Genomic DNA, 22,304 nt, shown 5'->3' on the forward strand with positions numbered 1-22,304 from the left:
TGCGGGGTATGTGCGGAATTGTGGGATACGTGGGGCCCCAGTCGGCTCTTGATGTGGTGATGGCCGGTCTGAAGCGGCTCGAATACCGGGGATACGACTCGGCGGGTGTCGCGGTGCTCGCGGACGGTGGACTCGCGGGCGCGAAGCGGGCCGGGAAACTGGTCAATCTGGAGAAGGAACTCGCCGAGCGGCCGTTGCCGAGCGGGCCGACGGGTATCGGGCACACCCGGTGGGCCACGCATGGCGGTCCCACGGACGCGAACGCGCATCCGCATCTCGACAATGCCGGGCGGGTGGCCGTCGTCCACAACGGAATCATCGAGAACTTCGCCGCGCTGCGGACCGAATTGGCCGGGCGGGGCCATGATCTGGCGTCCGAGACCGACACCGAGGTCGTGGCGCATCTGCTCGCCGAGGAATTCTCGTCCTGCGCGGATCTGGCGGAGGCGATGCGGTTGGTGTGCCGCCGGCTGGAAGGGGCGTTCACCCTGGTGGCCGTACACGCCGATGAACCGGATGTCGTGGTGGGCGCGCGTCGTAATTCGCCGCTGGTGGTCGGGGTGGGCGAGGGCGAGACGTTCCTGGCGTCGGACGTGGCCGCGTTCATCGCGCACACTCGTTCGGCGCTGGAGCTGGGCCAGGACCAGGTGGTGGAGCTGCGGCGGGACGGGGTGACGGTGACCGGCTTCGACGGCCGCCCGGCCAACGTGCGCGCATACCACGTCGACTGGGACGCCTCCGCCGCGGAAAAGGGCGGTTACGACTACTTCATGCTCAAGGAGATCGCCGAGCAGCCGAAGGCTGTCGCCGACACGCTGCTGGGCCGGATCGACGCGGAGGGGTCACTGACGCTGGACGAGGTCCGTATCCCTGCGGCGGAACTCCGGGAGGTGGACAAGGTCGTCATCGTCGCGTGCGGTACGGCGTTCCATGCCGGGCTGATCGCGAAATACGCCATCGAGCACTGGACGCGGCTGCCGTGCGAGGTGGAGCTGGCGAGCGAGTTCCGTTACCGGGACCCGATCCTGGACGCCCGGTCACTGGTGATCGCGATCTCCCAGTCCGGCGAGACGATGGACACGCTGATGGCCGTACGGCACGCGCGCGAGCAGGGCTCGAAGGTGCTGGCCATCTGCAACACGAACGGTTCCACGATCCCGCGTGAGTCGGATGCCGTGCTGTACACGCACGCGGGTCCGGAGGTCGCGGTCGCGTCGACGAAGGCGTTCCTGACGCAGCTCGTGGCCTGTTATTTGGTCGCGCTGTATTTGGGTCAGGTGCGGGGCACGAAGTGGGGTGACGAGATCCAGGCGGTGGTCCGGGATCTGTCGGGGATCGCGGGGGCGGTGGAGCGGGTCCTGGAGACGATGGAGCCGGTACGGGAGCTTGCGCGGACCCTTGCCGACAAGGACACGGTGCTGTTTCTGGGGCGGCATGTGGGCTACCCGGTCGCGCTGGAAGGCGCGCTGAAGCTGAAGGAACTGGCGTACATGCACGCCGAGGGGTTCGCGGCGGGGGAGTTGAAGCATGGGCCGATCGCGTTGATCGAGGACGATCTGCCGGTGGTCGTGATCGTCCCGTCCCCGCGTGGCCGCTCCGTCCTCCACGACAAGATCGTCTCCAACATCCAGGAGATCCGGGCGAGGGGTGCGCGGACGATCGTGATCGCGGAGGAGGGGGATGAGGCGGTGGTCCCCTACGCCGACCATCTGATCCGGATTCCGGCGACGCCGGTGCTGTTGCAGCCGGTGGTGGCGGCGGTGCCGCTTCAGGTGTTCGCTTGTGAGTTGGCTACGGCGAGGGGGAATGAGGTGGATCAGCCTCGGAATTTGGCGAAGTCTGTGACGGTGGAGTAGCTGTTGGTGGGGGGTTTGAGGGCTTCTACGAAGGTGGTGAAGGTTCCGGTGGGGAAGGTGAGGGTGGGTCCGGCCGGGGTCTTTGAGTCGCGGATGGATGTGTGGGTGGGGGTGTTCGCGACCTCGACGCAGGCGTTGCCGTCGCCGCTGCCGGAGTGGGAGGACTTGTGCCAGTGGATGGAGTCGGTCATGAGCACACCCTTGCGAAATCACCAGCAGGGGATTCGGTGGGCTTGAGGGCCCTGACAAAAGCGGTAAAGACTCCGGCCGTGAAAGTGACGATGACTCCGGTTGGGATCTTCGAGTCGCGAACTGATATCTGAGTGGGGTGGGTTGCGATCTCGACGCAGGCGTTCCCCTCCCCGCCACCGGTGTACGACGACTTGCGCCAGTTGTCGGGAGTGGTCATGTAGCGCCTCACAGCTTCTTCGCCATCCTGTGGATGAAATCACGTGAAGTCTTGGCCTCAAGCGACACTGATTCCAGCTTGTGGAAGATCATTCGGAACCGGTTGAGTTGTGCCTCCGCACCAACGAAGCCAGTGCCGTCCGGACTGTCGCGTACCACAGTGTCCAACTTGGGGACTGGGCCGCCTGCATACGCCATCGCGCTTCCGGCTCCCGCGAAACGATCCAGGTCAAATGGGATGACACGTACGGTGATGTGGTTCTCTTCGGAGAGTTCCAGAACGCGGTCGAGTTGAGCACGAGTTTCAGCACGGTCGCCGACCCTGATGTGTAGTGCCGCTTCGTGGATGACGGCCTCATACAGCATGGGGTTGGGGCGCGCGATGATGATTTTCCGCCTCATCCGGTGTTGCACCCAGCACTCAATTTCAGGCCCGGCATGTTGTGGGTTCATGTAGGAAAACAGTGCGTGGGCATATGACTCGGTCTGGAGTAGCCCTGGGATGTACAGGAAGTCCACATCCCATCGGAACGCGGCGTGGTGCTCCAGCTCGGACAAGTCCAGGAACGCGGTGGCGAGCTTGCCCCGGTACTCCTCCCACCAGCCGCGCGTCTGATCGGTCGCCATGGCTGCCAGTGCGTCAACCAACTTGCTGTCGGTACACGAATAGTGAGCTGCGAGTTGCCGTACGCGCACCTCACTCACACCTGAGAAGCCAGACTCGATCAGGCTCATGTGCGCTGAGTCGGTTCCTAGCAGTGATGCTGCCTCACGTGCCTTGAACCCTGCTGCCTCACGCAGTTTTCGCAGTTCAGCGCCCAGACGCTCCTGGCGTGCGGTGGGCTGCCGCCTGCGTGTCATGACTGCCTCCTTGTTCTCAACTGTCCCAGTGCCACCGACTCGTTCGGGCGGCAGGCTATGCGAGCCGCTTGCGAAGGTACAAATTTTTACCCTACCTTCAGTGATGCGACGCACACTCTGCGGAACGCCGGGGTGCCGGAAGCGCACCGCTTCGTCCTGCTGTGACGGATGTGGCAATGACACCGACCCGACCCGGTAACGCCAACCCCCCACCCCTGAACGGAGTTACCCCATGCCCGAAACAGAGTCCTGGGAGTACTCGCTCAACATCCCCAACGACCTCCGCGCCGTCACCGTCTGCCGCCGCACCCTCCGTCTCATCCTCACCATCCACGGACTCATCGGCCTCGTCGACCTCGCGGAGCTGCTCGCCGCCGAGCTGGTCTCCAACGCCGTACGGCACACCAAAGGGCCGGCGGCGATGCGCGTGAGCTGGTCGGACGGGGTGCTGTGGATCGGGGCCTGGGACGCCGACCCCGAACCGCCGGAGCCGCCGTGTGCCCCCGAGCGGCTCGATCTGCTGGGTGAGTTGGAGGGCGGGCGCGGTCTCGAACTCGTACGGGCGTGCTCCGACCGTTGGGGATGGCTGACCGGTGGTGGCGATCCGGGCAAGTACGTCTGGTGCCAGCTGAGTTCGGTGGCGTGAACGTTTTTCCGTAACTCGAATAGGTGAACGCACCCTGCCCGGCTGGATTTTCTGCCTCGTACGCCACAAAGGTGGGCACATGGTCACATCAGCCCATGAAGGAATGCACCGGATCTTTCAGGAGCGGCCTGAGATCCTGAAACCTGTCTTCCAGCTATTGGACATCGAGCTACCCGAGAAGACGACGGTGGAGGCGATCGTCTCCGACGCCACGGAGACCAAGCCGCTGGCCCGCTACGTCGACACCGTGCTGCGCGTCAGCGGCGCCGACGGTGAGGCGTTCATCCTGGCGGTCGAGGCACAGGAGAAGCGGAACTCCAAGAAGGAGTCGAGCTGGCCTTACTACGTGGCCTATCTCCAATCCAGGTACGAACTGCCGGTCCTGCTGCTGGTGGTCTGCCGGGACCGTGCCACGGCCAAATGGGCCGCCGGACCGTTCGCGTGCGGAGCGCGCGGCTGGATCTCTCAGCGGACGTATCCCCTGGTCGTGGGGCCGGAGAACGTTCCCGTGATCACCGATGAGCGAACGGTCGCCGAGAAACCGGCGATGGCGGCGTTCTCCGCGTTGACCCATGCCAACAGCCCGGGTATCGAGGCCATACTGGATGCGACGGTCCGCGGCGCCTCCAAGCTGGATCGTGAGGACGCCAGGTACTTCATCCAGTTCCTTGACACCGCCCTGAGCAACACCCCTGCCGGAGAAACATGGAGGACCACGATCATGCCGTTCACCAACTACTTTCCCGGCCGGGGCACGCTCATGGAAGAGGTCTACTACGACGGCAAGGCCGACGGGCGGGCCGAGGGGCGGGCGGAAGGAAAGGCCGAAGGGCAGGCCGTGGGGATGGCTGCCGGGGAGGCCAAGGGCGTGCTGCGCGTGCTTGAGGTGCGGGGGATCGCCGTGTCCGACGAGGCGCGCGAGCGGATCCTCGGCTGTGCCGATCTCGTCCAGGTCGGGCTCTGGCTGGACCGCGCCGGGTCGGTGCGGAGCGCCGAGGAACTGCTCGATGGGGAGTCCGGGGGCCCGGGGGGCGCCGGCTGAGCTTGGTCTGACGAGTGATGCTCGCGCGAGTCGTAGAGTGCCCGCGTGAGCATCATCGGAGTCGGGATCGACGTCGCTGAGATCGAGCGGTTCGCCGCGTCGCTGGAGCGGACCCCCGGGCTGGCCAAGCGGCTTTTCCTGGACAGTGAGCTGTCGTTGCCCAGCGGGGAGCGGCGCGGTGTCGCCTCGCTTGCCGCGCGGTTCGCTGCCAAAGAGGCCCTTGCCAAAGCGCTCGGGGCGCCCGCCGGGCTGCACTGGACCGACGCCGAGGTGTATGTCGAGGACAGCGGGCGGCCTCGGCTGCGGGTCACCGGGACCGTGGCCGCGCGGGCCGCGCTTCTCGGGGTCGCCTCCTGGCACGTCTCGCTCAGCCATGACGCCGGGGTCGCCTCCGCCGTCGTCATCGCCGAGGGGTGACCGGTTCCGTGCGGTGACTCCCCGTTCGCGAGAGACTCGAACGCATGCGTACTGCGTACAGCGTCGAGACCGTCAGGGCCGCTGAGCGGGAGCTGATGGCACGGGTGCCTGAAGGGGCCCTCATGCAGCGGGCCGCCGCTGGGCTGGCCGCCGCCTGCGCCGATCTGCTGGGGCGGGTGTACGGCAGCCGGGTGGTGTTGTTGGTCGGGAGCGGAGACAACGGGGGTGACGCCCTCTACGCCGGGGCTCGGTTGGCCGGACGAGGGGCCGGAGTCACCGCCGTACTGCTGTCGCCCGCGCGGGCGCACGCCGGGGGGCTTGCCGCCCTGCGTCGGGCGGGCGGGCGCGTGACCGGTGTGCCGGGGGCCGAGGCGCTGATCGAGCGGGCCGACCTCGTGGTCGACGGGATCGTGGGGATCGGGGGCTCGGGCGGGCTGCGGAGCGAGGCCGTGCCCCTCGCCGACGCCGCCGACCGGTCCCGCGCGGCCGTGGTCGCCGTCGATCTGCCCAGTGGCGTCGACGCCGACACGGGGGAGGTGCGCGGTGCCGCCGTCCGGGCCGATCTGACCGTTACCTTCGGGACCCATAAGCCGGGGCTGTTGATCGATCCCGCCCGCGAGTACGCCGGGGCCGTGCGGCTCGTCGACATCGGGCTCCGGGACGTGCTGACCGGTGAGCCCGAGCTTGAAGCGCTTCAGCATGTGGATGTGGCCGCGCTGCTGCCGGTGCCGGGGGCCGAGAGTGACAAGTACCGGCGGGGGGTCGTCGGGATCGCCGCCGGGTCCGGGCGGTATCCCGGTGCCGCCGTGCTGGCCGTCGCGGGGGCGTTGCGGGGCGGGGCCGGGGCCGTGCGGTACGTGGGGCCGGGCGCGGACGCCGTGATCGCGCGGTTTCCCGAGACGCTCGTCTCCGACCGGGGGCCCGCCCACGCCGGGCGGGTGCAGGCGTGGGTCGTCGGGCCGGGGATGGGCGATGAGTCGGGGCCGGTCGCCGAGGTGGTCGCGGCCGAGGTACCCGTGCTGATCGACGCCGACGGGCTGCGGCTCGCGGATCCGGCGGCGGTGCGGGCGCGGTCCGCTCCGACGCTGATGACCCCTCATGCCGGGGAGGCGGCTGCGCTGCTGGGGGTTGCCCGGGAGGAGGTGGAGGGGGGTCGGCTGGCTGCGGTGCGGGAGTTGGCGGGGCGGTTCTCGGCGACCGTGCTGTTGAAGGGGTCCACGACGTTGGTCGCCGGGGGCGGTGACAACGTCGTACGGGTGAACGCTACGGGGACGGGGTGGCTGGCCACCGCCGGGAGCGGGGACGTGCTGTCGGGGCTCGCCGGGTCGTTGCTGGCGGCGGGGCTCCCGGCGCTCGACGCGGGGAGTGTGGCGGCGTATCTGCATGGGCTGGCGGGGAGATTCGCGGCGGATGGGGCGCCGGTGGGGGCGCATGACGTGGCGGACGGGATTCCGGGGGCCTGGCGGGATGTGCGGGAGTGATGGTCAATACGGATTGAGGGGGCTGCTCGTGCCGGTCACCGCCACGTCCTGAAGGGGCGCGGGGAACTGCGCGATCAGCCACCGTCCAGCCGCACGCGATCTACAAGCCCCCCACCCCCCTCTGAGACACTGGACCCGTCATGACTGTGATCGCTGAGAACGTGCCGCTGTCCAGTGCCCCCGCACGCGCCCGTGCCCTGATCGACCTCGCCGCGCTGCGCGCCAACGTGCGGGTCCTGCGCGAGGCCGCGCCCGGCGCGCAGCTGATGGCGGTCGTGAAGTCGGACGCGTACGGGCACGGGGCCGTGCCCTGCGCGCGGGCGGCGCTCGACGCGGGCGCGACCTGGCTGGGGACGGCCACCCCCGAAGAGGCGCTCGCGTTGCGCGCCGCCGGGATTCCCGGGCGGATCATGTGCTGGCTCTGGACCCCCGGCGGGCCCTGGCGGGAGGCCGTCGAGGCCGATATCGATGTGTCCGTCAGCGGGATGTGGGCGCTGGACGAGGTGATCGCCGCGGTCCGGGGCACGGCGACGCCCGCGCGTGTCCAGCTCAAGGCCGACACCGGCCTCGGGCGCAACGGCTGTCAGCCGGGCGGCGACTGGGAACGGCTGGTCGACGCCGCGCTGCGGGCCCAGGCCGCCGGGCTGCTCCGGATCACCGGGCTCTGGTCCCACTTCGCCTGCGCCGACGAACCCGGGCACCCCTCCATCGCCGCCCAGCTCGCCCGCTTCCGGGAGATGCTCGCGCTGGCCGAGGGCAAGGGCGTCACGCCCGAGGTGCGGCACCTCGCCAACTCGCCGGCCACCCTCACCCTCCCCGAGAGCCACTTCGATCTCGTCCGCACCGGGATCGCCGTCTACGGCATCTCACCCAGCCCCGAGATCGGTACCTCCGCCGACCTCGGACTGCGGCCGGTGATGACGCTGACCGCGTCGGTGGCGCTGGTCAAGCAGGTGCCCGGCGGGCACGGCGTCAGCTACGGGCACCACTACACCACCCCCGGCGCCACCACCCTCGGCCTCATCCCGGTCGGCTACGCCGACGGCATCCCCCGCCACGCCTCCGACCGCGGTCCCGTACTCGTCGGCGGCAAATGGCGGACCGTCGCCGGGCGGATCGCCATGGATCAGTTCGTGGTCGATCTCGGGGGGGACGAGCCCCCGGCCGGGACCGAGGCCGTGCTGTTCGGGCCCGGCGACCGCGGCGAGCCCACCGCCGAGGACTGGGCGCAGGCCGCGGGGACCATCGCGTACGAGATCGTCACCCGGATCGGCACCCGGGTGCCCCGCGTCCATGTGCACCCCGACGCCGACCCCGACGCCGACGCCGACGGGAGCGGTACGTGACCGACAGCGGCGCCGGGCCCAACTGGCGCAAGGCGACCGGGATCGCCGGTGCCGCCATAGGAGTGCTCGCGGCGGGCGCGGCGGCCGGGGTCGCGATAGAGCGGATGACCGTCGGACGGGGCATACGGCAGAAGGCCCGGCTGGCCCTGGACTCGGCGGGCCCGTACGGCTCGCTGCGCGGCAACCCCGGCCGGGCCCACGGCGACGACGGCACCGAGCTGTACTACGAGGTCGATGAGGTCGAGACACCGGAGAAGTCGGAGAAGGGGGAGAAGGGGGAGAAGTCCGCGGCGTCGGAGAAGGGGGATGGACTCGCGCCCCGGCGGCGTCGGCTCTTCGGGCGGAAGGCGCCCGCCCCGGTCACCGTCGTCTTCAGTCACGGCTACTGCCTCAGCCAGGACTCCTGGCACTTCCAGCGGGCCGCGCTGCGCGGTGTCGTGCGGACCGTGTACTGGGATCAGCGCAGCCACGGGCGGTCGGCGCGCGGACTCGCGCAGATCGAGCGGCGGGAGCCGGTCAGTATCGATCAGCTCGGCCGGGATCTGAAGGCCGTCATCGACGCCGCCGCGCCCGAGGGGCCGATCGTGCTGGTCGGGCACTCCATGGGCGGGATGACGGTCATGGCGCTCGCCGCTCAGTTCCCCGAGCTGATCAGGGACCGGGTCGTCGCCGTGGCGCTGGTGGGGACCTCCGCCGGGCGGCTCGGCGAGGTGAGTTTCGGGCTGCCGGTCGCCGGGGTCAACGCCGTACGGCGGGTGCTGCCGGGGGTGCTCAAGGCGCTCGGGCAGCAGGCCGAACTGGTGGAGCGGGGGCGGCGGGCGACCGCCGATCTGTTCGCCGGGGTCATCAAGCGGTACTCGTTCGCCTCGCGGGACGTCGATCCGGCGGTGGCCCGGTTCGCCGAACGGATGATCGAGGCGACGCCCATCGATGTCGTCGCGGAGTTCTACCCGGCGTTCACCGAGCACGACAAGTCCGAGGCGCTGGAGCAGTTCACCGAGCTGCCGGTGCTGGTGCTGGCCGGGGTCAGGGATCTGATCACGCCCAGCGAGCACAGCGAGGCCATCGCCGACCGGCTGCCCGACGCCGAACTGGTCCTGGTCCCGGACGCCGGGCACCTGGTGATGCTGGAGCATCCGGAGGTGGTCACCGACCGTCTCGCCGACCTGCTCACCCGCGTGGGCGCCGTCCCCGCAGGGGTTACGGTGGGTGGCTATGGAAGCAGCACCGCACAACCCGGCTGACACCGGGGTGATCACCCACTCCCTGACCGTCAAGTCCCCCGAGCTGATGCGCGAACTGGGCCGCCGGCTGGCCGCTCTGCTGCGCGCCGGGGACCTCGTGATGCTCACCGGGGAACTGGGTGCGGGAAAGACGACGCTCACGCGCGGGGTCGGTGAAGGGCTCGGCGTGCGCGGCGCGGTCACCTCCCCGACCTTCGTCATCGCCCGGGTGCATCCGCCGCTGGGCGACGGGCCGCCGCTGGTCCATGTCGACGCCTACCGGCTGGGCGGCGGACTCGACGAGATGGAGGACCTCGACCTCGATGTCTCGCTGCCGGAGTCGGTGATGGTCGTGGAGTGGGGCGAGGGCAAGGTCGAGGAGCTGACCGAGGACCGGTTGCACATTCTGATCCACCGGGCCGTCGGGGACACCACCGACGAGGTGCGCGAGGTGACGCTGACCGGGATCGGCGCGCGCTGGCGGGCGGCGGACCTCCAGGCGCTGACCGTCTGACGTCCGGCGCCCGGTGGGGGCGAGGAATTCGGCGGACTTTCCGACAAGCCGTCGGGAAGATATTGCGTTCGCCCTCTTTTCCGTGGTCACATGGTATCCCGAACGTAGTTAGGTTCACCTAACTACCCCGCCCCCGAACTTCAGGAGGCGTCCATGTCGGCCATTGAGAACTCGGCCATCGAGAACACGCCCGTGTCCATGCGCGATCTGCTGGCCTCCTGCGCGGCGGCGGAGCTGATCTCCACCCCGCCCCGCGCCCCCGAGCCGACGACGACAGCCACGACGACAGCCACGGCGACGGCCATGGTGGTCAGGACGCCGGCCCCGTCCCCTTCGCGAGCGGCGTGACATCGATCCGTCCGTGCTGAAGCACCTCGCCCAGCGTCCAGGCGGTGGTCAGGTGCCGGTGCGCGTCGGGCGGGGTCACCTCCAGCCGGATGGGGTTCCGCTCGGCCTTCGTGGGTTCGCCGTCCGCCGGTACGACGGTCCAGTGCAGCAGGGTGTAGACGCTCTGCCCCGGCTTCAGCGTGAGCTGCGGGGTGCGCCCGGGATCCCGTACGACCTTGGTCGGGACGGCCTCGCCCCGCGCGCTGCGCAGTTGCAGACCGACGTACCCCTCGGTGCGTACGGCGCTGTCCGTCTTGTTGGTGAGGATCACCGCCGCGTAGCGCTGGCCCGCGCCGGGGCTGAGTCCGCGTACATGCACGGACAGTGAGGTCGTGTCCGCCCAGCCGGGGCGGGTGGCCGCCTGTGCGGGGGCGGTGGTGAGGCCGGCGACGGCCGCCGTCGCGACGGTGGTGAGGGCGAGGGGGAGGGCGAGGAATCGGGTGCGCTTGCCTATTCGCATGACTGTTCCCTTTCGTTGAACACCTCTGCCCCGAGAGAGAACGTTTGGGTGGGCTTGGTTTCGGGTGATTCGCGACCTTTACCCAATGGCAACCCTACGCGGTCGGCTGTTGACCCGCTGTTGGGGAGGTCGTCGTCCACTTCGGTCGCCGCCTCAGCGGATCACGACCACCTTCGCGCCGATCGTTGCGAACTCCCACAGCGCGTCCCCGTCCGGCCGGGCCTCCCGGATGCCGCCCGTCTTCACCGCCGGGTCGTGCGTGGGCGCCGAGCCTTCCACGGCCGCGCTGAAACCGATGGTGACGCCCTCCACCGAGGTGAAGCGGACCACGTGCTCGATGGCCGCGCCGTCCGAGCCGGTGGCCCGGTTGGAGCGGGACGTGACGCCGTAGGTGCCCGGCTCCGGGTCGACCGAGGAGGGGGTCACCGTGAAGGTCCGTGTGACCCGGTCGCCCGGTGCCACCAGCCAGATCCGGTCGTCGTCCAGCGAGTACACCACCCGCTCGCCGTGCCCGCTGCGGCCCGGCAGCGCCTTGGGGTGCTGCTGGTCGCGCGGCGCCTTGGGGGCGTTGCTCGCGGCCGACGCCTGCGCGCCGGCCGGCTTGGCGGGGGCGGTCGCGAACGCCTGGTAGGCGAGCGCCCCGACCGTCAGGAGGGCCGCCCCGGTGAGCCCGAACACGATCCCCGAGCTGCTGCTTGTCACCTCGGCCACCTCTGCGTGAGACGTATGAGACATATAGGACGGATAAGGCGTATTACGTGAGACACGTGACGTGAGACGTGTGAAGAATGCGGAATGTCCGCTTCGTAACTATTTCCAGGTGACCGTAACAGCCACCGGGCCGCCGACCGGGGCGGCAGTGCCCGCCTCGCGAGCGCCGTACGCTGTTTGCGTGCTCTTGCTCGCTCTGGATACCGCCACCCCCGCCGTGACCGTCGCCCTGCACGACGGAACGGACGTCATCGCCTCGTCCAGTCAGGTCGACGCCCGCCGCCACGGCGAGCTGCTGCTCCCGGCCGTCGACCGGGTGCTGTCCGAGGCCGGGCTCGGGCTGGACGCCGTGACCGGCATCGTCGTGGGGATCGGCCCCGGCCCCTACACCGGGCTGCGGGTCGGGCTGATGACCGCCGACACCTTCGGGCTCGCGCTCGACATCCCCGTGCACGGCGTGTGCACGCTCGACGGCCTGGCCTACGCGGCCGATCTGCCCGGACCGTTCGTCGTGGCGACCGACGCCCGCCGCAAAGAGGTCTACTGGGCGCGCTACGCCGACTCCCGCACCCGGCTGACCGACCCGGCCGTCGACCGCCCCGCCGACCTCGCCGGTCAGGTGGCCGGGCTCCCGGCGGTGGGCGCGGGCGCGCTGCTCTACCCGGAGACCTTCCCGCAGGTGCACGAGCCCGAGCATGTCTCGGCCGCCGCGCTCGCCTCCCTGGCCGCCGAGCGGCTCGCGGCCGGTGCGGAGCTGCCCGCGCCCCGGCCGCTGTATCTGCGCCGCCCGGACGCGCAGGTCCCCAAGAACTACAAGGTGGTCACCCCGAAGTGACCGCCACCGTGACCCCGGCCACCGAACCGTCCCTTGCGCCCCGGCTGCGCGAGATGCGCTGGTGGGACATCGACGCCGTACTGGAGCTGGAGAAGGCGCTCTTCCCCGAGGACGCCTGGTCGCGCGGCATGTTCTGGTCCGAGCTGGCGCACGCGCGCGGCCCCGAGGCGACCCGGCGCTATCTGGTCGCCGAGTCCGGCCCCGGGCGGATCGTCGGGTACGCGGGGCTGGTCACCGCCGGTGAGCAGGGGGACGTGCAGACCATCGCCGTCGCGCGGGAGCTGTGGGGCAGCGGGCTCGGCGCCCGGCTGCTGACCGAGCTGCTGCGGGCGGCGACCGCGTTCGAGTGCGCCGAGGTGATGCTCGAATGCCGGGTCGACAATGTGCGGGCCCAGCGGCTGTACGAGCGGTTCGGCTTCGAGCCGATCGGCTTCCGGCGCGGCTACTACCAACCGGGCAACGTGGACGCGCTGGTGATGCGGCTGAGCGACCCGGCCACGTCCGTGAACGGTGCCGGGGGCGCCTCCGGCGGGGGGACCGGGAAGGGCCCTGACGCGGGCGGCGACAGCGGCACCAGTATCGACAGCGCGGGCGACAGCAACAGCGCGGGCACCGGCACCGGTAACGGCAAGAACACCGGCACCGGCAAGAACACCGGCACCGGCAAGAACACCAGCACCAGCAACAGCAACGACAACGGCGTACAAGGAACCGAGAGCAATGGCTGACGAACCTCTGGTCCTGGGGATCGAGACCTCCTGCGACGAGACCGGCGTCGGCATCGTGCGCGGCACCACCCTGCTGGCCGATGCCGTCGCCTCCAGCGTCGAGGAGCACGCCCGCTTCGGCGGGGTCGTCCCCGAGGTCGCCTCGCGCGCCCATCTGGAGGCGATGGTCCCGACGATCCAGCGCGCCCTGAAGGACGCCGGGGTGAGCGCCAGGGACCTCGACGGCATCGCGGTCACCGCCGGTCCGGGGCTCGCGGGCGCGCTGCTGGTCGGGGTCTCGGCGGCGAAGGCGTACGCGTACGCGCTCGGCAAGCCGCTGTACGGCGTCAACCACCTCGCCTCGCACATCTGCGTCGACCAGCTGGAGCACGGCCCGCTGCCCGAGCCGACGATGGCCCTGCTGGTCAGCGGCGGTCACTCCTCCCTGCTGCTGTCCTCCGACATCACCTCCGACGTGCGCCCGCTCGGCGCGACCATCGACGACGCGGCGGGCGAGGCGTTCGACAAGATCGCCCGGGTGCTGAATCTGGGCTTCCCCGGCGGTCCCGTCATCGACCGGTACGCGCGCGAGGGCGACCCGGCCGCCATCGCCTTCCCGCGCGGTCTGACCGGCCCGCGCGACGCGGCGTACGACTTCTCCTTCTCCGGGCTGAAGACGGCCGTAGCCCGCTGGATCGAGGCGAAGCGGGCGGCGGGGGAGGAGGTGCCGGTGCGCGATGTGTCGGCGTCCTTCCAGGAGGCCGTGGTGGATGTACTGACCCGCAAGGCCGTCCGCGCCTGCAAGGACGAGGGCGTGGAGCATCTGATGATCGGCGGCGGCGTGGCCGCGAACTCGCGGCTGCGGGCGCTGGCGCAGGAGCGGTGCGAGCGGGCCGGTATCCAACTGCGGGTGCCCCGCCCGAAGCTGTGCACCGACAACGGCGCTATGGTCGCCGCGCTGGGCGCGGAGATGGTGGCGCGCGGGCGGGCGGCCTCCGACTGGGATCTGTCGGCGGACTCCTCACTGCCGGTGACGGACCCTCATGTACCGGGGCGCTCCCACTCTCATGACCATCATGACCATGTGCACGAGGTCAGCAAGGAGAACCTGTACTCGTGACGGTGGCGCTGATGTGGGAGGCGCGGGCGGTTCCCGGGCGGGGCGCGGAGCTGCTGGAGTGGGCGCGGGGGCAGCGGCTGTCGCCGGAGCCGCTGCGGAGAGAGACGTTCAGCGCGCCGCAGGACCGGGTGCTGGTGGTGACGTGGTGGGACGCGTCGTACGCCGCCGAGCTGCCCGAACTGCCGGAGCCGGAGGGGGAGTTGGTCATGCGGGCGGTCCATAGGTGGCGTTTCGAGTCGGTCGGGGTGGAAACGCCGGGTGGGGTGGAACCGGCGGGCGGGACGCGGACGCCGGGCGCGGAGGTCGGCTGACCCGTGCCGCCGTCGCAGCCCGAGGGCGTCACCCCTGACGCCCCCACCCGCATACGTACCCCCCTCCTCACCCAGCAGTGGCTCGACCTCGCCTTCGTGCACTGGGCTGTCGAACCGGCGGCGGTGGCACCGCTGCTGCCACGCGGCACCTTCCCGGACACGCACGAGGGGCTCACGTACGTCGGGCTGGTCGCGTTCCGGATGCACCGGGTGGGCTGGTTCCGGCTGCCGGGCGTCCCGTACCTGGGCAGCTTCCCGGAGACGAACGTAAGGCTGTACTCGGTGGACGGGCACGGCCGTCGCGGGGTCGTGTTCCGGTCGATGGACGCGTCCCGGCTGATCCCGGTCGTGATGGGCCGGGCGGGGTTCCGGCTGCCGTATCTGTGGTCCCGGATGAGCGTGCGGGCCGATAGGGCCGATAGGGCCGACGGGGTCGATGGGGTCGATGGGGGCACCGTCACATACACCAGTTCGCGGCGTTGGCCCGGTCCGCGCGGGGCGTTCAGCCGGATCGTCGTACGGCCCGGGGAGCGGATCGCCGCGCCGACCGGCCTCGAACACTTCCTCACCGCCCGCTGGGGCATGCACAACGCCTTTTTCAACGGCGCCGCCTATCTCGCCAACGACCATCCGCGCTGGCCGCTGCACCGGGCCGAGTTGCTGGAGTGCGAGGAGAACCTGATCGCGGCGGCCGGACTGCCGACGCCGGGCGAACCGCCCGTCAGCGTTCTGTACTCGCCGGGGGTTCCGGTGCGGCTCGGGCGTCCGGCGTCCCGTCCGGCGGGAATTCCGACGCCCTGAGGGCGCGTTGGGCCACGCAATGCGACCGTCGCGCGTCCTTGCGGTTCGTTGCGCCTCGTCGTGCCTCGTCGTGCCTCGTCGTGCCTCGTCGTGCCTCCGAAGTCTGAGATTCTCCGAAGAAAAGCCTTGCGACCAGCGGTCGTTATCATAATTCACACTTAGGTTCGTATGTGTGACGGCAGATGACGAGCACGGCGACGCGGGCGAGAACGCCGGCGACAACGCGGGCGAGAACGCGGGCGGGGCGGCGACGGGCAGCACCGGGCGGGCGGCCACCGGCCCCGGGCGCCGGGGGCGCGGGGTGCTCAAGGTGCTGGGGATCGCCGTCGCCGGGGCGGTGGTGCTCGGGGTGGCCGCCGGCGGGTGGGTGTACTGGAAGCTCAACGACAACATCACCAGCGTCGACATCAACAGCGCGCTCGGCGACAACCGCCCGGAGAAGCCCGCGATCACCCCCTCGCCCGGTGCGGAGGCGGCCTCGGCGCCGCTGCCGAGCCAGGCGATGAACATCCTGGTGCTGGGTTCGGACTCGCGCAGCGGTGCCGAGAACCAGCGGCTGGGCGGCGGTGACACCTCCGGCGCCCGCTCCGACACGGCGATGGTGTTCCACATCGACGCGGGCGGTGAGTCCGGCACGGTCGTCAGCATCCCGCGCGACACCCTCGTCACCCGGCCGTCCTGTCCGCTGCCGGACGGCGGCGAGACGGAGGAACAGCACGGGGTCATGTTCAACACCGCGTACTCGGTGGGCGGGCCGGTCTGTGCCGTCAAGACGGTCGAGTCCTTCACCGGGGTACGGATGGATCACTACCTGGAGATCGACTTCGCCGGGTTCGCCGCGCTCATCGACGCCGTGGGGGGTGTCACCGTCACCGTCGACCAGGACATCGAGGACGAGCAGTCCCACCTGACCCTGGAGGCGGGCACCCATCTGCTGGACGGCGAGCAGGCCCTCGGTCTGGCACGCACCCGCTACAGCCTGCCCGGCGGCAGCGACCTCGCCCGCATCGAGCTTCAGCAGCGGCTGGTGAAGGCGCTGCTGACCCAGATCGCGGACACGTCCCTGCTGACCGACCCGGCCAAGCTGTACGACGTTGCCACCACCGTCACCGGCAGCCTCACCACCGATACCGGGCTGGACTCCCTGGGCGAGCTGGTCGGCCTCGGCGAGAGCCTGCGCGCGCTGTCCCCGGACGCGGTGGAGACGCTGACCCTGCCGGTGGTCCGGGCGCCCTCCGACCCCAACCGGGTGGTGGCCGACGAACCGGAGGCGGGGGAGCTGTGGGAGTCGCTGCGGTGAGGTGAGGTGGGCCCGGCCCGCCCGGCTCCGGAAAAGAATCTGGCGCGCGTGTCGATCCGGCGTCCCCCCGCTCGACGCACAGGGTGAGAGGCGGAAAAGGAACCCGTCCCCGACCCGAGAGCGAGCGTCACCATGCCGCGCTACATGTCCCTGATCCGAGTCGACGAGAACGACGCCCCCGAGGGCGGCCCCAGCCCCGAGCTGATGCAGCGGATGGGGGTACTGCTGGAGGAGATGACCAAGGCCGGGGTCATGCTCGACACCGGCGGGCTGCTGCCTACCGCCGAGGGCACCCGGGTGCGCTGGGAGGGCGGCAAGATCTCCGTCACCGACGGGCCCTTCACCGAGACCAAGGAGGTCATCGGCGGGTACGCACTGCTCCAGTGCAAGGACCGGGCCGAGGCCGTCGAGTGGACCACCCGCTTCCTGAAGGTGCACGAGGACCACTGGACGGTGACCGTCGAGCTGCGGGAGATCGTGGCCGGCTAGTACGGGGGCCGGCCCCCGCCGGACCCGCAACCTGCTTGGCTCCCGGCGCCGCGCGGTGTTCCATGGGGCTGTGAACGGACAGCCCCCAGGCGACCCGCGCGGCACCGCCGATCCCGCCGAGAGCGCCGGGACGGCCGAGAGCGACGGGACGGCCGAGACCGACGGGACGGCCGAGAGCGACGGCACCGCCGAGACCGACGGGACGGCCGAGAGCGACGGGACGGCCGAGGGTGACCGGCCCGCCGAGACCGACAGGACCGTCGAGGGTGACCGGCCCGCCGAGACCGACAGGACCGTCGAGGGTGACCGGCCCGCCGAGACCGACGGGACGGCCGAGGGTGACCGGCCCGCCGAGACCGACGGGACGGCCGAGGGCGACCGGCCCGCCGAAACCGACAAGACCGTCGAGACCGTCTTCCGGCTGGAGTCCCCCCGGATCATCGCCGCCGTCACCCGCATCGTGCGGGACATCGGCATAGCCGAGGAGATCGCCCAGGACGCGCTGGTCGCCGCCCTGGAGCAGTGGCCGCGCGACGGGGTGCCGGACAACCCCGGCGCCTGGCTGACGACCACCGCCCGGCGCCGGGCGATCGACCTGGTCCGCCGCCGGGACACCTACGCCCGCAAGCTCACCGAGATCGGCCGCGACCTCACCGACGTACCGCCGCCGCCCGAGCCCGCCGACCCGCAGGACATCGACGACGATCTGCTCCGGCTGGTCTTCACGGCCTGCCACCCGGTGCTGACCCGGGAGGCCCGCACGGCCCTCACCCTGCGCCTCCTCGGCGGGCTGACCACCCCCGAGATCGCCCGCGCCTTCCTGGTCCCCGAGCCGACGGTCGCCCAGCGCATCGTGCGCGCCAAACGCACCCTCGCGACCAGGAACATCGCCTTCGAGGTCCCGTACGGCCCGGACCGCGAGGCCCGCCTGGGCTCGGTCCTGGACGTCATCTACCTGATCTTCAACGAGGGGTACGCGGCCACCGCCGGGGACGACTGGCTGCGCCCGGCGCTGTGCGAGGACGCCCTGAGGCTGGCCCGGCAGCTGGCGGCGCTGATGCCGAAGGAGTCCGAGGTGCACGGGCTGGCCGCGCTGCTGGAGTTCCAGTACGCGCGCACCGCCGCCCGTACCGCCTCCGACGGCACCCCGATCCTGCTCAAGGACCAGAACCGCCGCCGCTGGGACCGCCTGCTGATCGCCCGGGGCGTCCACGCCCTCACCCGCGCCGACGCCACCGCCACCGGCGCCCTGGGCCCGTACGCCCTCCAGGCGGCCATCGCCGCGTGCCACGCCCACGCGTACACGTACGAGGACACCGACTGGCACCGCATCGCCACCCTCTACGCCCTGCTCGCCACCCGGGCCCCGTCCCCGGTGGTGGAACTCAACCGAGCGGTGGCCGTCTCGATGGCACAGGGCCCGGCCCAGGCCCTGAAAATCGTGGACACCCTCACCACAGAACCGGCCCTACGCGACTACCACCTACTCCCCAGCGTCAGAGGCGACCTCCTGGAACGCCTGGGCCGGGTGGAGGAGGCGAGGGCGGAATTCACCAGAGCGGCAGCCCTGGCAGGCAACGAGAGAGAACGGAACCTCCTCCTACGCCGAGCAAGGGCAACCCCCTCTTAGGGGCGCGGGGAACTGCGCGACCAGCCACAAACAACCCGCACCCGCAAACCAACAGCCCCCGCCACCCCCTTAGGCGGGCCGCCCGACAAGCATCGCCGGCGCCCCCGAAACCCGCGTCAAAAACACAGTCGCGGCGTTGGGCCCCCGAGGCTTCACCATCCGCCGCAACTCCTCCGGCTCCACAGCCGACCCCCGCTTCTTCACGGTCAGATTCCCCACCCCCCGCTCCCGCAACAACGCCTTCAGCTTCTTCACCCCGAAAGAAAGCTGATCGGTGATCTCATAGGCGGTGGCATACGGAGTACCCCGCAACGAGTCCCCCGTGACATACGCGATCGTCGGATCGATCAGCCCACCCCCCACCTCCTCGGCCACCTCGGCCACCAGATGCGCCCGGATGACGGCCCCGTCGGGCTCGTACAGATACCGCCCGACGCCCCGCACGGCGGGATCCGGCAGCCCCCGCCCCACCAGGCTGTACCCCCCCGGCAGCAACGTGGCCCGCACACCCCCCGCAACCCCGCTCCCGAACCACAGCACCGCCTCCTTCACATCCCCGCCGTCCGAGATCCACTCGGCCTCGGCGGCGTCCGGCACCGCCTCGTGCGGGATGCCGGGCGCGACCTTGAGGGCGGCGAGCGGAGCCTTGAGCGCGGTCGCCACCGCCCAGGACAGCGGCGGCGAGTACGCCTCCGGATCGAAGATCCGCCCCCGCCCACCCCGCCGCGCCGGATCGACGAACACCGCGTCGTACGGCGCCACGTCGATGTCCGTCACCTCCGCCTCCCGTACGTCGATCAGCTCGCCGAGCCCGAGCGCGGCGGCGTTGGCGCGGGCGGCGGCGGCCGTGAGCGGGTCGCGGTCGACGGCGAGCACCCGGATCCCGGCGCGGGCGAAGGCGATCGCGTCCCCGCCGATGCCACAGCACAGATCGGCGACCGAGGTCACCCCGGCCTCCCGCAGCCGCGCGGCGCGATACGTGGCGACACTCGCGCGCGTCGCCTGCTCGACCCCGTCGGGCGTGAAGAACATCCGCCCGGCGTCCGCCGCGCCGAACTTCGCCGCCGCCCGCTGCCGTAGCCGGGCCTGGCCGAGCGCGGCCGAGACCAGGGCGGCCGGGTGCGAGCGGCGCAGCCGGGTGGCGACGGCGAGTTCCTGGGCGGGATCGGTGTCCCGCACCTCGTCGAGAAGGGCGTGGCCCTCGGGCGTGAGCAGGCTGTGGAGCGGGGCGAGGTCGTTCACCGGGTCATTGTGGGCCAGTCGGTGGATGGTGTGCGCCCGGTGGCGGTGTCGGCGGGGGGTGGGGGCGGGGGGCTGCCAGGATCCGAGGGCATGGGAGAAGTCGTACAAAAGGATAAAAATAGGGTGGCCGGGTGTGCGGGGCGGGCCCCGGCCCGGATGGCCGTCGCCGCGCTGGCGCTCGCCGCGCTCGCCGCGCTCGCCTCGGGCTGCGGACTGAGCGGCGACCTGTCCGGCTCGGGATCCGGTTCCGACCCATCCGTCAAGCCCGCGTCCGGACAGCAGAACGGCGGCCCGCAGAACGGCGGCCCGCAGAACGGCGGCCCGCAGGACGCGGCGGCCCGCCAGCGGGCCGAGCGGCAGGCGGTGGTGGCCGCCGCCAAGCGCTGGGGCCTGAAGACGCCCCCGCTCACGCCCCCCGCGCCCCCGGCGGAGAAACCGGCCATCACCACCCGCGACGGCTTCGAGGTCGACGGCCATGTGGAGGAGGGCCTCCCGCCCGTCTTCACCACCATCCCCACCCGCGAGAAGGTCGTCTTCCTCACCATCGACGACGGGGCCGAGAAGGACCCGGAGTTCCTGCGGATGATGAGCGAGCTGAAGGTGCCGTACACGGCGTTCATCAGCGACTACCTAGTCAAGGAGGACTACGCCCACTTCAAGGACATGCAGGCCAGGGGCGTAGTCCTGAACAACCACACCCTCGACCACCCCTACCTGCCGGGCCTGTCCTACGAGCAGCAGAAGCATGAGATCTGCGGCATGCAGGACGTGATCGAGAAGCGCTACGGCAAGCGCCCCGTGCTCTTCCGCCCGCCCTTCGGCAACTACAACAAGGACACCCTGGTGGCCGCCAAGGCGTGCGGCATCACGTACGCGCCGCTGTGGAACGAGGAGGTGTTCGTCGACCACTGGGAGTACCGCGAGTGGGACCGGGATCTGCACCCCGGCGACATCGTCCTCAGCCACTTCCGGGGCCGCGACGACTGGGAGGGCACCATGCCCGACATGATCCGCCTCTTCCTCGACAAGGTGACCGAGAAGGGGTACGCGGTGGGCCGCCTGGAGGACTACCTGTGAGGCACCGCCTGCTGGCCGCCGCGCTGCTGCTCCTCACCGTCTCGTCGGTGGCGGGCTGCGGCCGGGGTCCGGGCCCGTCGGCCTGGGTGGAGTCGGCGGGCGGCGGCCCGGGCACGTCACCGGGCGCCTCCGGCACGGCCCCCGTCCCCCGGGTGCTCTCCCGCGTCCCGACCCGGGACAAGGTGGTCTTCCTGACGTACGACGACGGGGCGGAGCGCGATCCGCGGTTCGTGGAGATGGTCCGTCAGCGGCGGCTCCCCGTCAGCCTGTTCCTGACCGACAGCGTGGCGGGCCCGGGGTACGGCCACTTCGCCCGGCTGCGCGCGGTGGGCGCGACCCTCCAGAACCACACCATGGACCACGCCGCCCTGCGCGGCCTGCCGTACGCCGGCCAGCGCGCCGAGATCTGCGGCCAGCAGAACAAACTCAAGGCCCGCTTCGGCATCCGCCCGGCACTGCTGCGCCCGCCGTACGGCATGTACGACGACACGACCCTGCGGGCGGCCCGGGACTGCGGCATCCGGGCCCTGATCCTCTGGCGCGTCACGGCAACCGACACCGACACCCACTTCACCGAGGGCCCGCCCCACCTGATGCCGGGCGACATCATCTCCGTAACCCCGGACGAAACCCCCGGCCCCACCCTGGTCCCCCGCACCACCAGACTCCTGAAGGAGATCGAGGAGCAGGGCCTGAGGGTGGGCAAACTGGAGGACTACCTGTAGCCCGCTCCGGTCGGCTGAGAATCCCCGGCCCGGGCAGCGCCCTGAAGGGGCGCGGGGAACTGCGCGACCAGCCCCCACCAACCCGCACCCGGCACAAAACCGACCCCACCCACGGCGCGAAGCCACCCACGGTGCGAACCCACCCACGGCGCGAAGCCACCCCAAAACACCGGCGCACAAGAACCCGGCGCACACCAGAACCCCCCCGAAACGCCGGAGGCGATTGGCACTCCGCTTGACCGAGTGCTAATCCCGGTCATAGTCTCAGGTCTGGCACTCCCCCCTGGAGAGTGCCAACAACGCGACGGGCAGGTCCGGCACCCGCGACGACGGATCCACCTGGTCGCCACCTCAGACAGTTAACCCCGTGAGATCTCCGAAGGGGGAGGTCGGATCGTGACGACCACCAGCTCCAAGGTTGCCATCAAGCCGCTCGAGGACCGCATTGTGGTCCAGCCGCTCGACGCCGAGCAGACCACGGCCTCTGGCCTGGTCATCCCGGACACCGCGAAGGAGAAGCCCCAGGAGGGCGTCGTCCTGGCCGTGGGCCCGGGCCGTTTCGAGAACGGCGAGCGCCTGCCGCTCGACGTCAAGACCGGCGACGTCGTCCTGTACAGCAAGTACGGCGGCACCGAGGTGAAGTACAACGGCGAGGAGTACCTCGTCCTCTCGGCTCGCGACGTGCTCGCGATCATCGAGAAGTAATTCTCCTCAG

Annotated in this window: 25 protein-coding genes and 1 pseudogene; 20 read left to right on the forward strand and 6 right to left on the reverse strand. The window is 70.8% G+C overall.

Annotated features, from left to right (window positions below; genetic code table 11):
* Window positions 1-8 precede the first annotated feature (8 nt).
* The gene (glmS, locus tag ACFRFC_RS25965; RefSeq protein ID WP_382680391.1) at window positions 9-1,856 is read left to right on the forward strand and encodes a glutamine--fructose-6-phosphate transaminase (isomerizing); all 1,848 of its coding nucleotides are present in this window, start codon (window positions 9-11) and stop codon (window positions 1,854-1,856) included.
* Here the strand turns inward: glmS and ACFRFC_RS25970 are convergent.
* From ACFRFC_RS25970 to ACFRFC_RS25980, 3 genes are read right to left on the reverse strand one after another with little or no spacing between them, the layout of a single operon-like run.
* Window positions 1,817-2,047 (reverse strand): DUF397 domain-containing protein, encoded by a 231-nt coding sequence (locus ACFRFC_RS25970; protein WP_382680392.1) that lies wholly within the window; start codon window positions 2,045-2,047, stop codon window positions 1,817-1,819. The two genes, glmS and ACFRFC_RS25970, sit on opposite strands and share 40 nt — an antisense overlap.
* Window positions 2,044-2,265, reverse strand: a complete 222-nt coding sequence (locus tag ACFRFC_RS25975; RefSeq protein ID WP_382680393.1) for a DUF397 domain-containing protein — start codon at window positions 2,263-2,265, stop codon at window positions 2,044-2,046. Before ACFRFC_RS25975 ends, ACFRFC_RS25970 begins: the two co-directional genes overlap by 4 nt.
* An 8-nt stretch (window positions 2,266-2,273) precedes the next feature.
* Window positions 2,274-3,125 carry a helix-turn-helix domain-containing protein gene (locus ACFRFC_RS25980; RefSeq protein ID WP_382680394.1) on the reverse strand — a complete coding sequence of 284 codons (852 nt, stop codon included), beginning with the start codon at window positions 3,123-3,125 and terminating at the stop codon, window positions 2,274-2,276.
* 232 nt (window positions 3,126-3,357) lie between these two features.
* On the opposite strand from ACFRFC_RS25980, the gene ACFRFC_RS25985 reads away from it, so the two are divergent.
* The 8 genes from ACFRFC_RS25985 to ACFRFC_RS26020 all read left to right on the forward strand — a co-directional run bounded on the left by ACFRFC_RS25985 (window position 3,358) and on the right by ACFRFC_RS26020 (window position 10,142).
* The gene (locus ACFRFC_RS25985; RefSeq protein ID WP_382680395.1) at window positions 3,358-3,771 is read left to right on the forward strand and encodes an ATP-binding protein; all 414 of its coding nucleotides are present in this window, start codon (window positions 3,358-3,360) and stop codon (window positions 3,769-3,771) included.
* 157 nt (window positions 3,772-3,928) lie between these two features.
* On the forward strand, window positions 3,929-4,813 hold the full coding sequence (locus tag ACFRFC_RS25990; RefSeq protein WP_382680396.1) for a hypothetical protein: 885 nt from the start codon (window positions 3,929-3,931) through the stop codon (window positions 4,811-4,813).
* A 45-nt stretch (window positions 4,814-4,858) separates the two neighbouring features.
* A complete protein-coding gene (locus ACFRFC_RS25995) occupies window positions 4,859-5,230 on the forward strand; it encodes a holo-ACP synthase (protein WP_382680397.1) in 372 nt (123 codons plus the stop codon).
* 44 nt (window positions 5,231-5,274) lie between these two features.
* Window positions 5,275-6,711 carry an NAD(P)H-hydrate dehydratase gene (locus ACFRFC_RS26000; RefSeq protein ID WP_382680398.1) on the forward strand — a complete coding sequence of 479 codons (1,437 nt, stop codon included), beginning with the start codon at window positions 5,275-5,277 and terminating at the stop codon, window positions 6,709-6,711.
* 140 nt (window positions 6,712-6,851) lie between these two features.
* A complete protein-coding gene (gene alr / locus ACFRFC_RS26005; RefSeq protein WP_382680399.1) occupies window positions 6,852-8,057 on the forward strand; it encodes an alanine racemase in 1,206 nt (401 codons plus the stop codon).
* Window positions 8,054-9,301 carry an alpha/beta fold hydrolase gene (locus ACFRFC_RS26010; RefSeq protein WP_382680400.1) on the forward strand — a complete coding sequence of 416 codons (1,248 nt, stop codon included), beginning with the start codon at window positions 8,054-8,056 and terminating at the stop codon, window positions 9,299-9,301. The genes alr and ACFRFC_RS26010 overlap by 4 nt, the downstream gene beginning before the upstream one ends.
* Window positions 9,273-9,794, forward strand: a complete 522-nt coding sequence (tsaE, locus tag ACFRFC_RS26015; RefSeq protein ID WP_382680401.1) for a tRNA (adenosine(37)-N6)-threonylcarbamoyltransferase complex ATPase subunit type 1 TsaE — start codon at window positions 9,273-9,275, stop codon at window positions 9,792-9,794. Before ACFRFC_RS26010 ends, tsaE begins: the two co-directional genes overlap by 29 nt.
* Before the next feature lie 153 nt (window positions 9,795-9,947).
* Window positions 9,948-10,142 (forward strand): hypothetical protein, encoded by a 195-nt coding sequence (locus tag ACFRFC_RS26020; RefSeq protein ID WP_382680402.1) that lies wholly within the window; start codon window positions 9,948-9,950, stop codon window positions 10,140-10,142.
* Here the strand turns inward: ACFRFC_RS26020 and ACFRFC_RS26025 are convergent.
* Together ACFRFC_RS26025 and ACFRFC_RS26030 are read right to left on the reverse strand one after the other, a co-directional pair.
* Window positions 10,105-10,641, reverse strand: coding sequence for a DUF4232 domain-containing protein (locus tag ACFRFC_RS26025; protein WP_382680403.1), 537 nt, complete (start codon window positions 10,639-10,641; stop codon window positions 10,105-10,107). The two genes, ACFRFC_RS26020 and ACFRFC_RS26025, sit on opposite strands and share 38 nt — an antisense overlap.
* 153 nt (window positions 10,642-10,794) lie before the next feature.
* Complete coding sequence (locus tag ACFRFC_RS26030) at window positions 10,795-11,343, reverse strand: hypothetical protein (RefSeq protein WP_382680404.1); 549 nt, start codon at window positions 11,341-11,343, stop codon at window positions 10,795-10,797.
* Between the two features lie 190 nt (window positions 11,344-11,533).
* Here ACFRFC_RS26030 and tsaB point away from each other — a divergent pair, with 190 nt between their 5' ends.
* The 8 genes and pseudogenes from tsaB (at window position 11,534) to ACFRFC_RS26070 (ending at window position 18,545) form a co-directional block, all read left to right on the forward strand.
* Complete coding sequence (gene tsaB / locus ACFRFC_RS26035) at window positions 11,534-12,187, forward strand: tRNA (adenosine(37)-N6)-threonylcarbamoyltransferase complex dimerization subunit type 1 TsaB (RefSeq protein WP_382680405.1); 654 nt, start codon at window positions 11,534-11,536, stop codon at window positions 12,185-12,187.
* 53 nt (window positions 12,188-12,240) lie between these two features.
* Window positions 12,241-12,699 (forward strand): annotated as a pseudogene (rimI, locus tag ACFRFC_RS26040) (ribosomal protein S18-alanine N-acetyltransferase); the annotation flags it as partial.
* A 208-nt stretch (window positions 12,700-12,907) separates the two neighbouring features.
* A complete protein-coding gene (tsaD, locus tag ACFRFC_RS26045; protein WP_382680406.1) occupies window positions 12,908-14,014 on the forward strand; it encodes a tRNA (adenosine(37)-N6)-threonylcarbamoyltransferase complex transferase subunit TsaD in 1,107 nt (368 codons plus the stop codon).
* Window positions 14,011-14,325 carry a hypothetical protein gene (locus tag ACFRFC_RS26050; RefSeq protein ID WP_382680407.1) on the forward strand — a complete coding sequence of 105 codons (315 nt, stop codon included), beginning with the start codon at window positions 14,011-14,013 and terminating at the stop codon, window positions 14,323-14,325. Before tsaD ends, ACFRFC_RS26050 begins: the two co-directional genes overlap by 4 nt.
* A gap of 3 nt (window positions 14,326-14,328) precedes the next feature.
* Window positions 14,329-15,126, forward strand: coding sequence for a YqjF family protein (locus ACFRFC_RS26055; RefSeq protein WP_382680408.1), 798 nt, complete (start codon window positions 14,329-14,331; stop codon window positions 15,124-15,126).
* Between the two features lie 172 nt (window positions 15,127-15,298).
* Window positions 15,299-16,426 carry an LCP family protein gene (locus tag ACFRFC_RS26060; RefSeq protein ID WP_382680409.1) on the forward strand — a complete coding sequence of 376 codons (1,128 nt, stop codon included), beginning with the start codon at window positions 15,299-15,301 and terminating at the stop codon, window positions 16,424-16,426.
* A 132-nt stretch (window positions 16,427-16,558) separates the two neighbouring features.
* Window positions 16,559-16,915 (forward strand): YciI family protein, encoded by a 357-nt coding sequence (locus tag ACFRFC_RS26065; RefSeq protein ID WP_382680410.1) that lies wholly within the window; start codon window positions 16,559-16,561, stop codon window positions 16,913-16,915.
* Between the two features lie 421 nt (window positions 16,916-17,336).
* On the forward strand, window positions 17,337-18,545 hold the full coding sequence (locus ACFRFC_RS26070) for an RNA polymerase sigma factor (RefSeq protein ID WP_382680615.1): 1,209 nt from the start codon (window positions 17,337-17,339) through the stop codon (window positions 18,543-18,545).
* Between the two features lie 69 nt (window positions 18,546-18,614).
* On the opposite strand, the gene ACFRFC_RS26075 is transcribed toward ACFRFC_RS26070, so the two are convergent.
* Window positions 18,615-19,787: a methyltransferase domain-containing protein gene (locus tag ACFRFC_RS26075; protein WP_382680411.1), complete on the reverse strand. Its 1,173-nt coding sequence runs from the start codon at window positions 19,785-19,787 to the stop codon at window positions 18,615-18,617.
* A gap of 90 nt (window positions 19,788-19,877) precedes the next feature.
* On the opposite strand from ACFRFC_RS26075, the gene ACFRFC_RS26080 reads away from it, so the two are divergent.
* The 3 genes from ACFRFC_RS26080 to groES all read left to right on the forward strand — a co-directional run bounded on the left by ACFRFC_RS26080 (window position 19,878) and on the right by groES (window position 22,294).
* Window positions 19,878-20,864, forward strand: a complete 987-nt coding sequence (locus tag ACFRFC_RS26080; RefSeq protein ID WP_382680412.1) for a polysaccharide deacetylase family protein — start codon at window positions 19,878-19,880, stop codon at window positions 20,862-20,864.
* A complete protein-coding gene (locus ACFRFC_RS26085; protein WP_382680413.1) occupies window positions 20,861-21,589 on the forward strand; it encodes a polysaccharide deacetylase family protein in 729 nt (242 codons plus the stop codon). The genes ACFRFC_RS26080 and ACFRFC_RS26085 overlap by 4 nt, the downstream gene beginning before the upstream one ends.
* 396 nt (window positions 21,590-21,985) lie before the next feature.
* The gene (groES, locus tag ACFRFC_RS26090; RefSeq protein ID WP_190121666.1) at window positions 21,986-22,294 is read left to right on the forward strand and encodes a co-chaperone GroES; all 309 of its coding nucleotides are present in this window, start codon (window positions 21,986-21,988) and stop codon (window positions 22,292-22,294) included.
* Window positions 22,295-22,304: the final 10 nt, after the last annotated feature.

The organism is Streptomyces sp. NPDC056734, assembly GCF_042790455.1.
GTDB lineage: Bacteria > Actinomycetota > Actinomycetes > Streptomycetales > Streptomycetaceae > Streptomyces.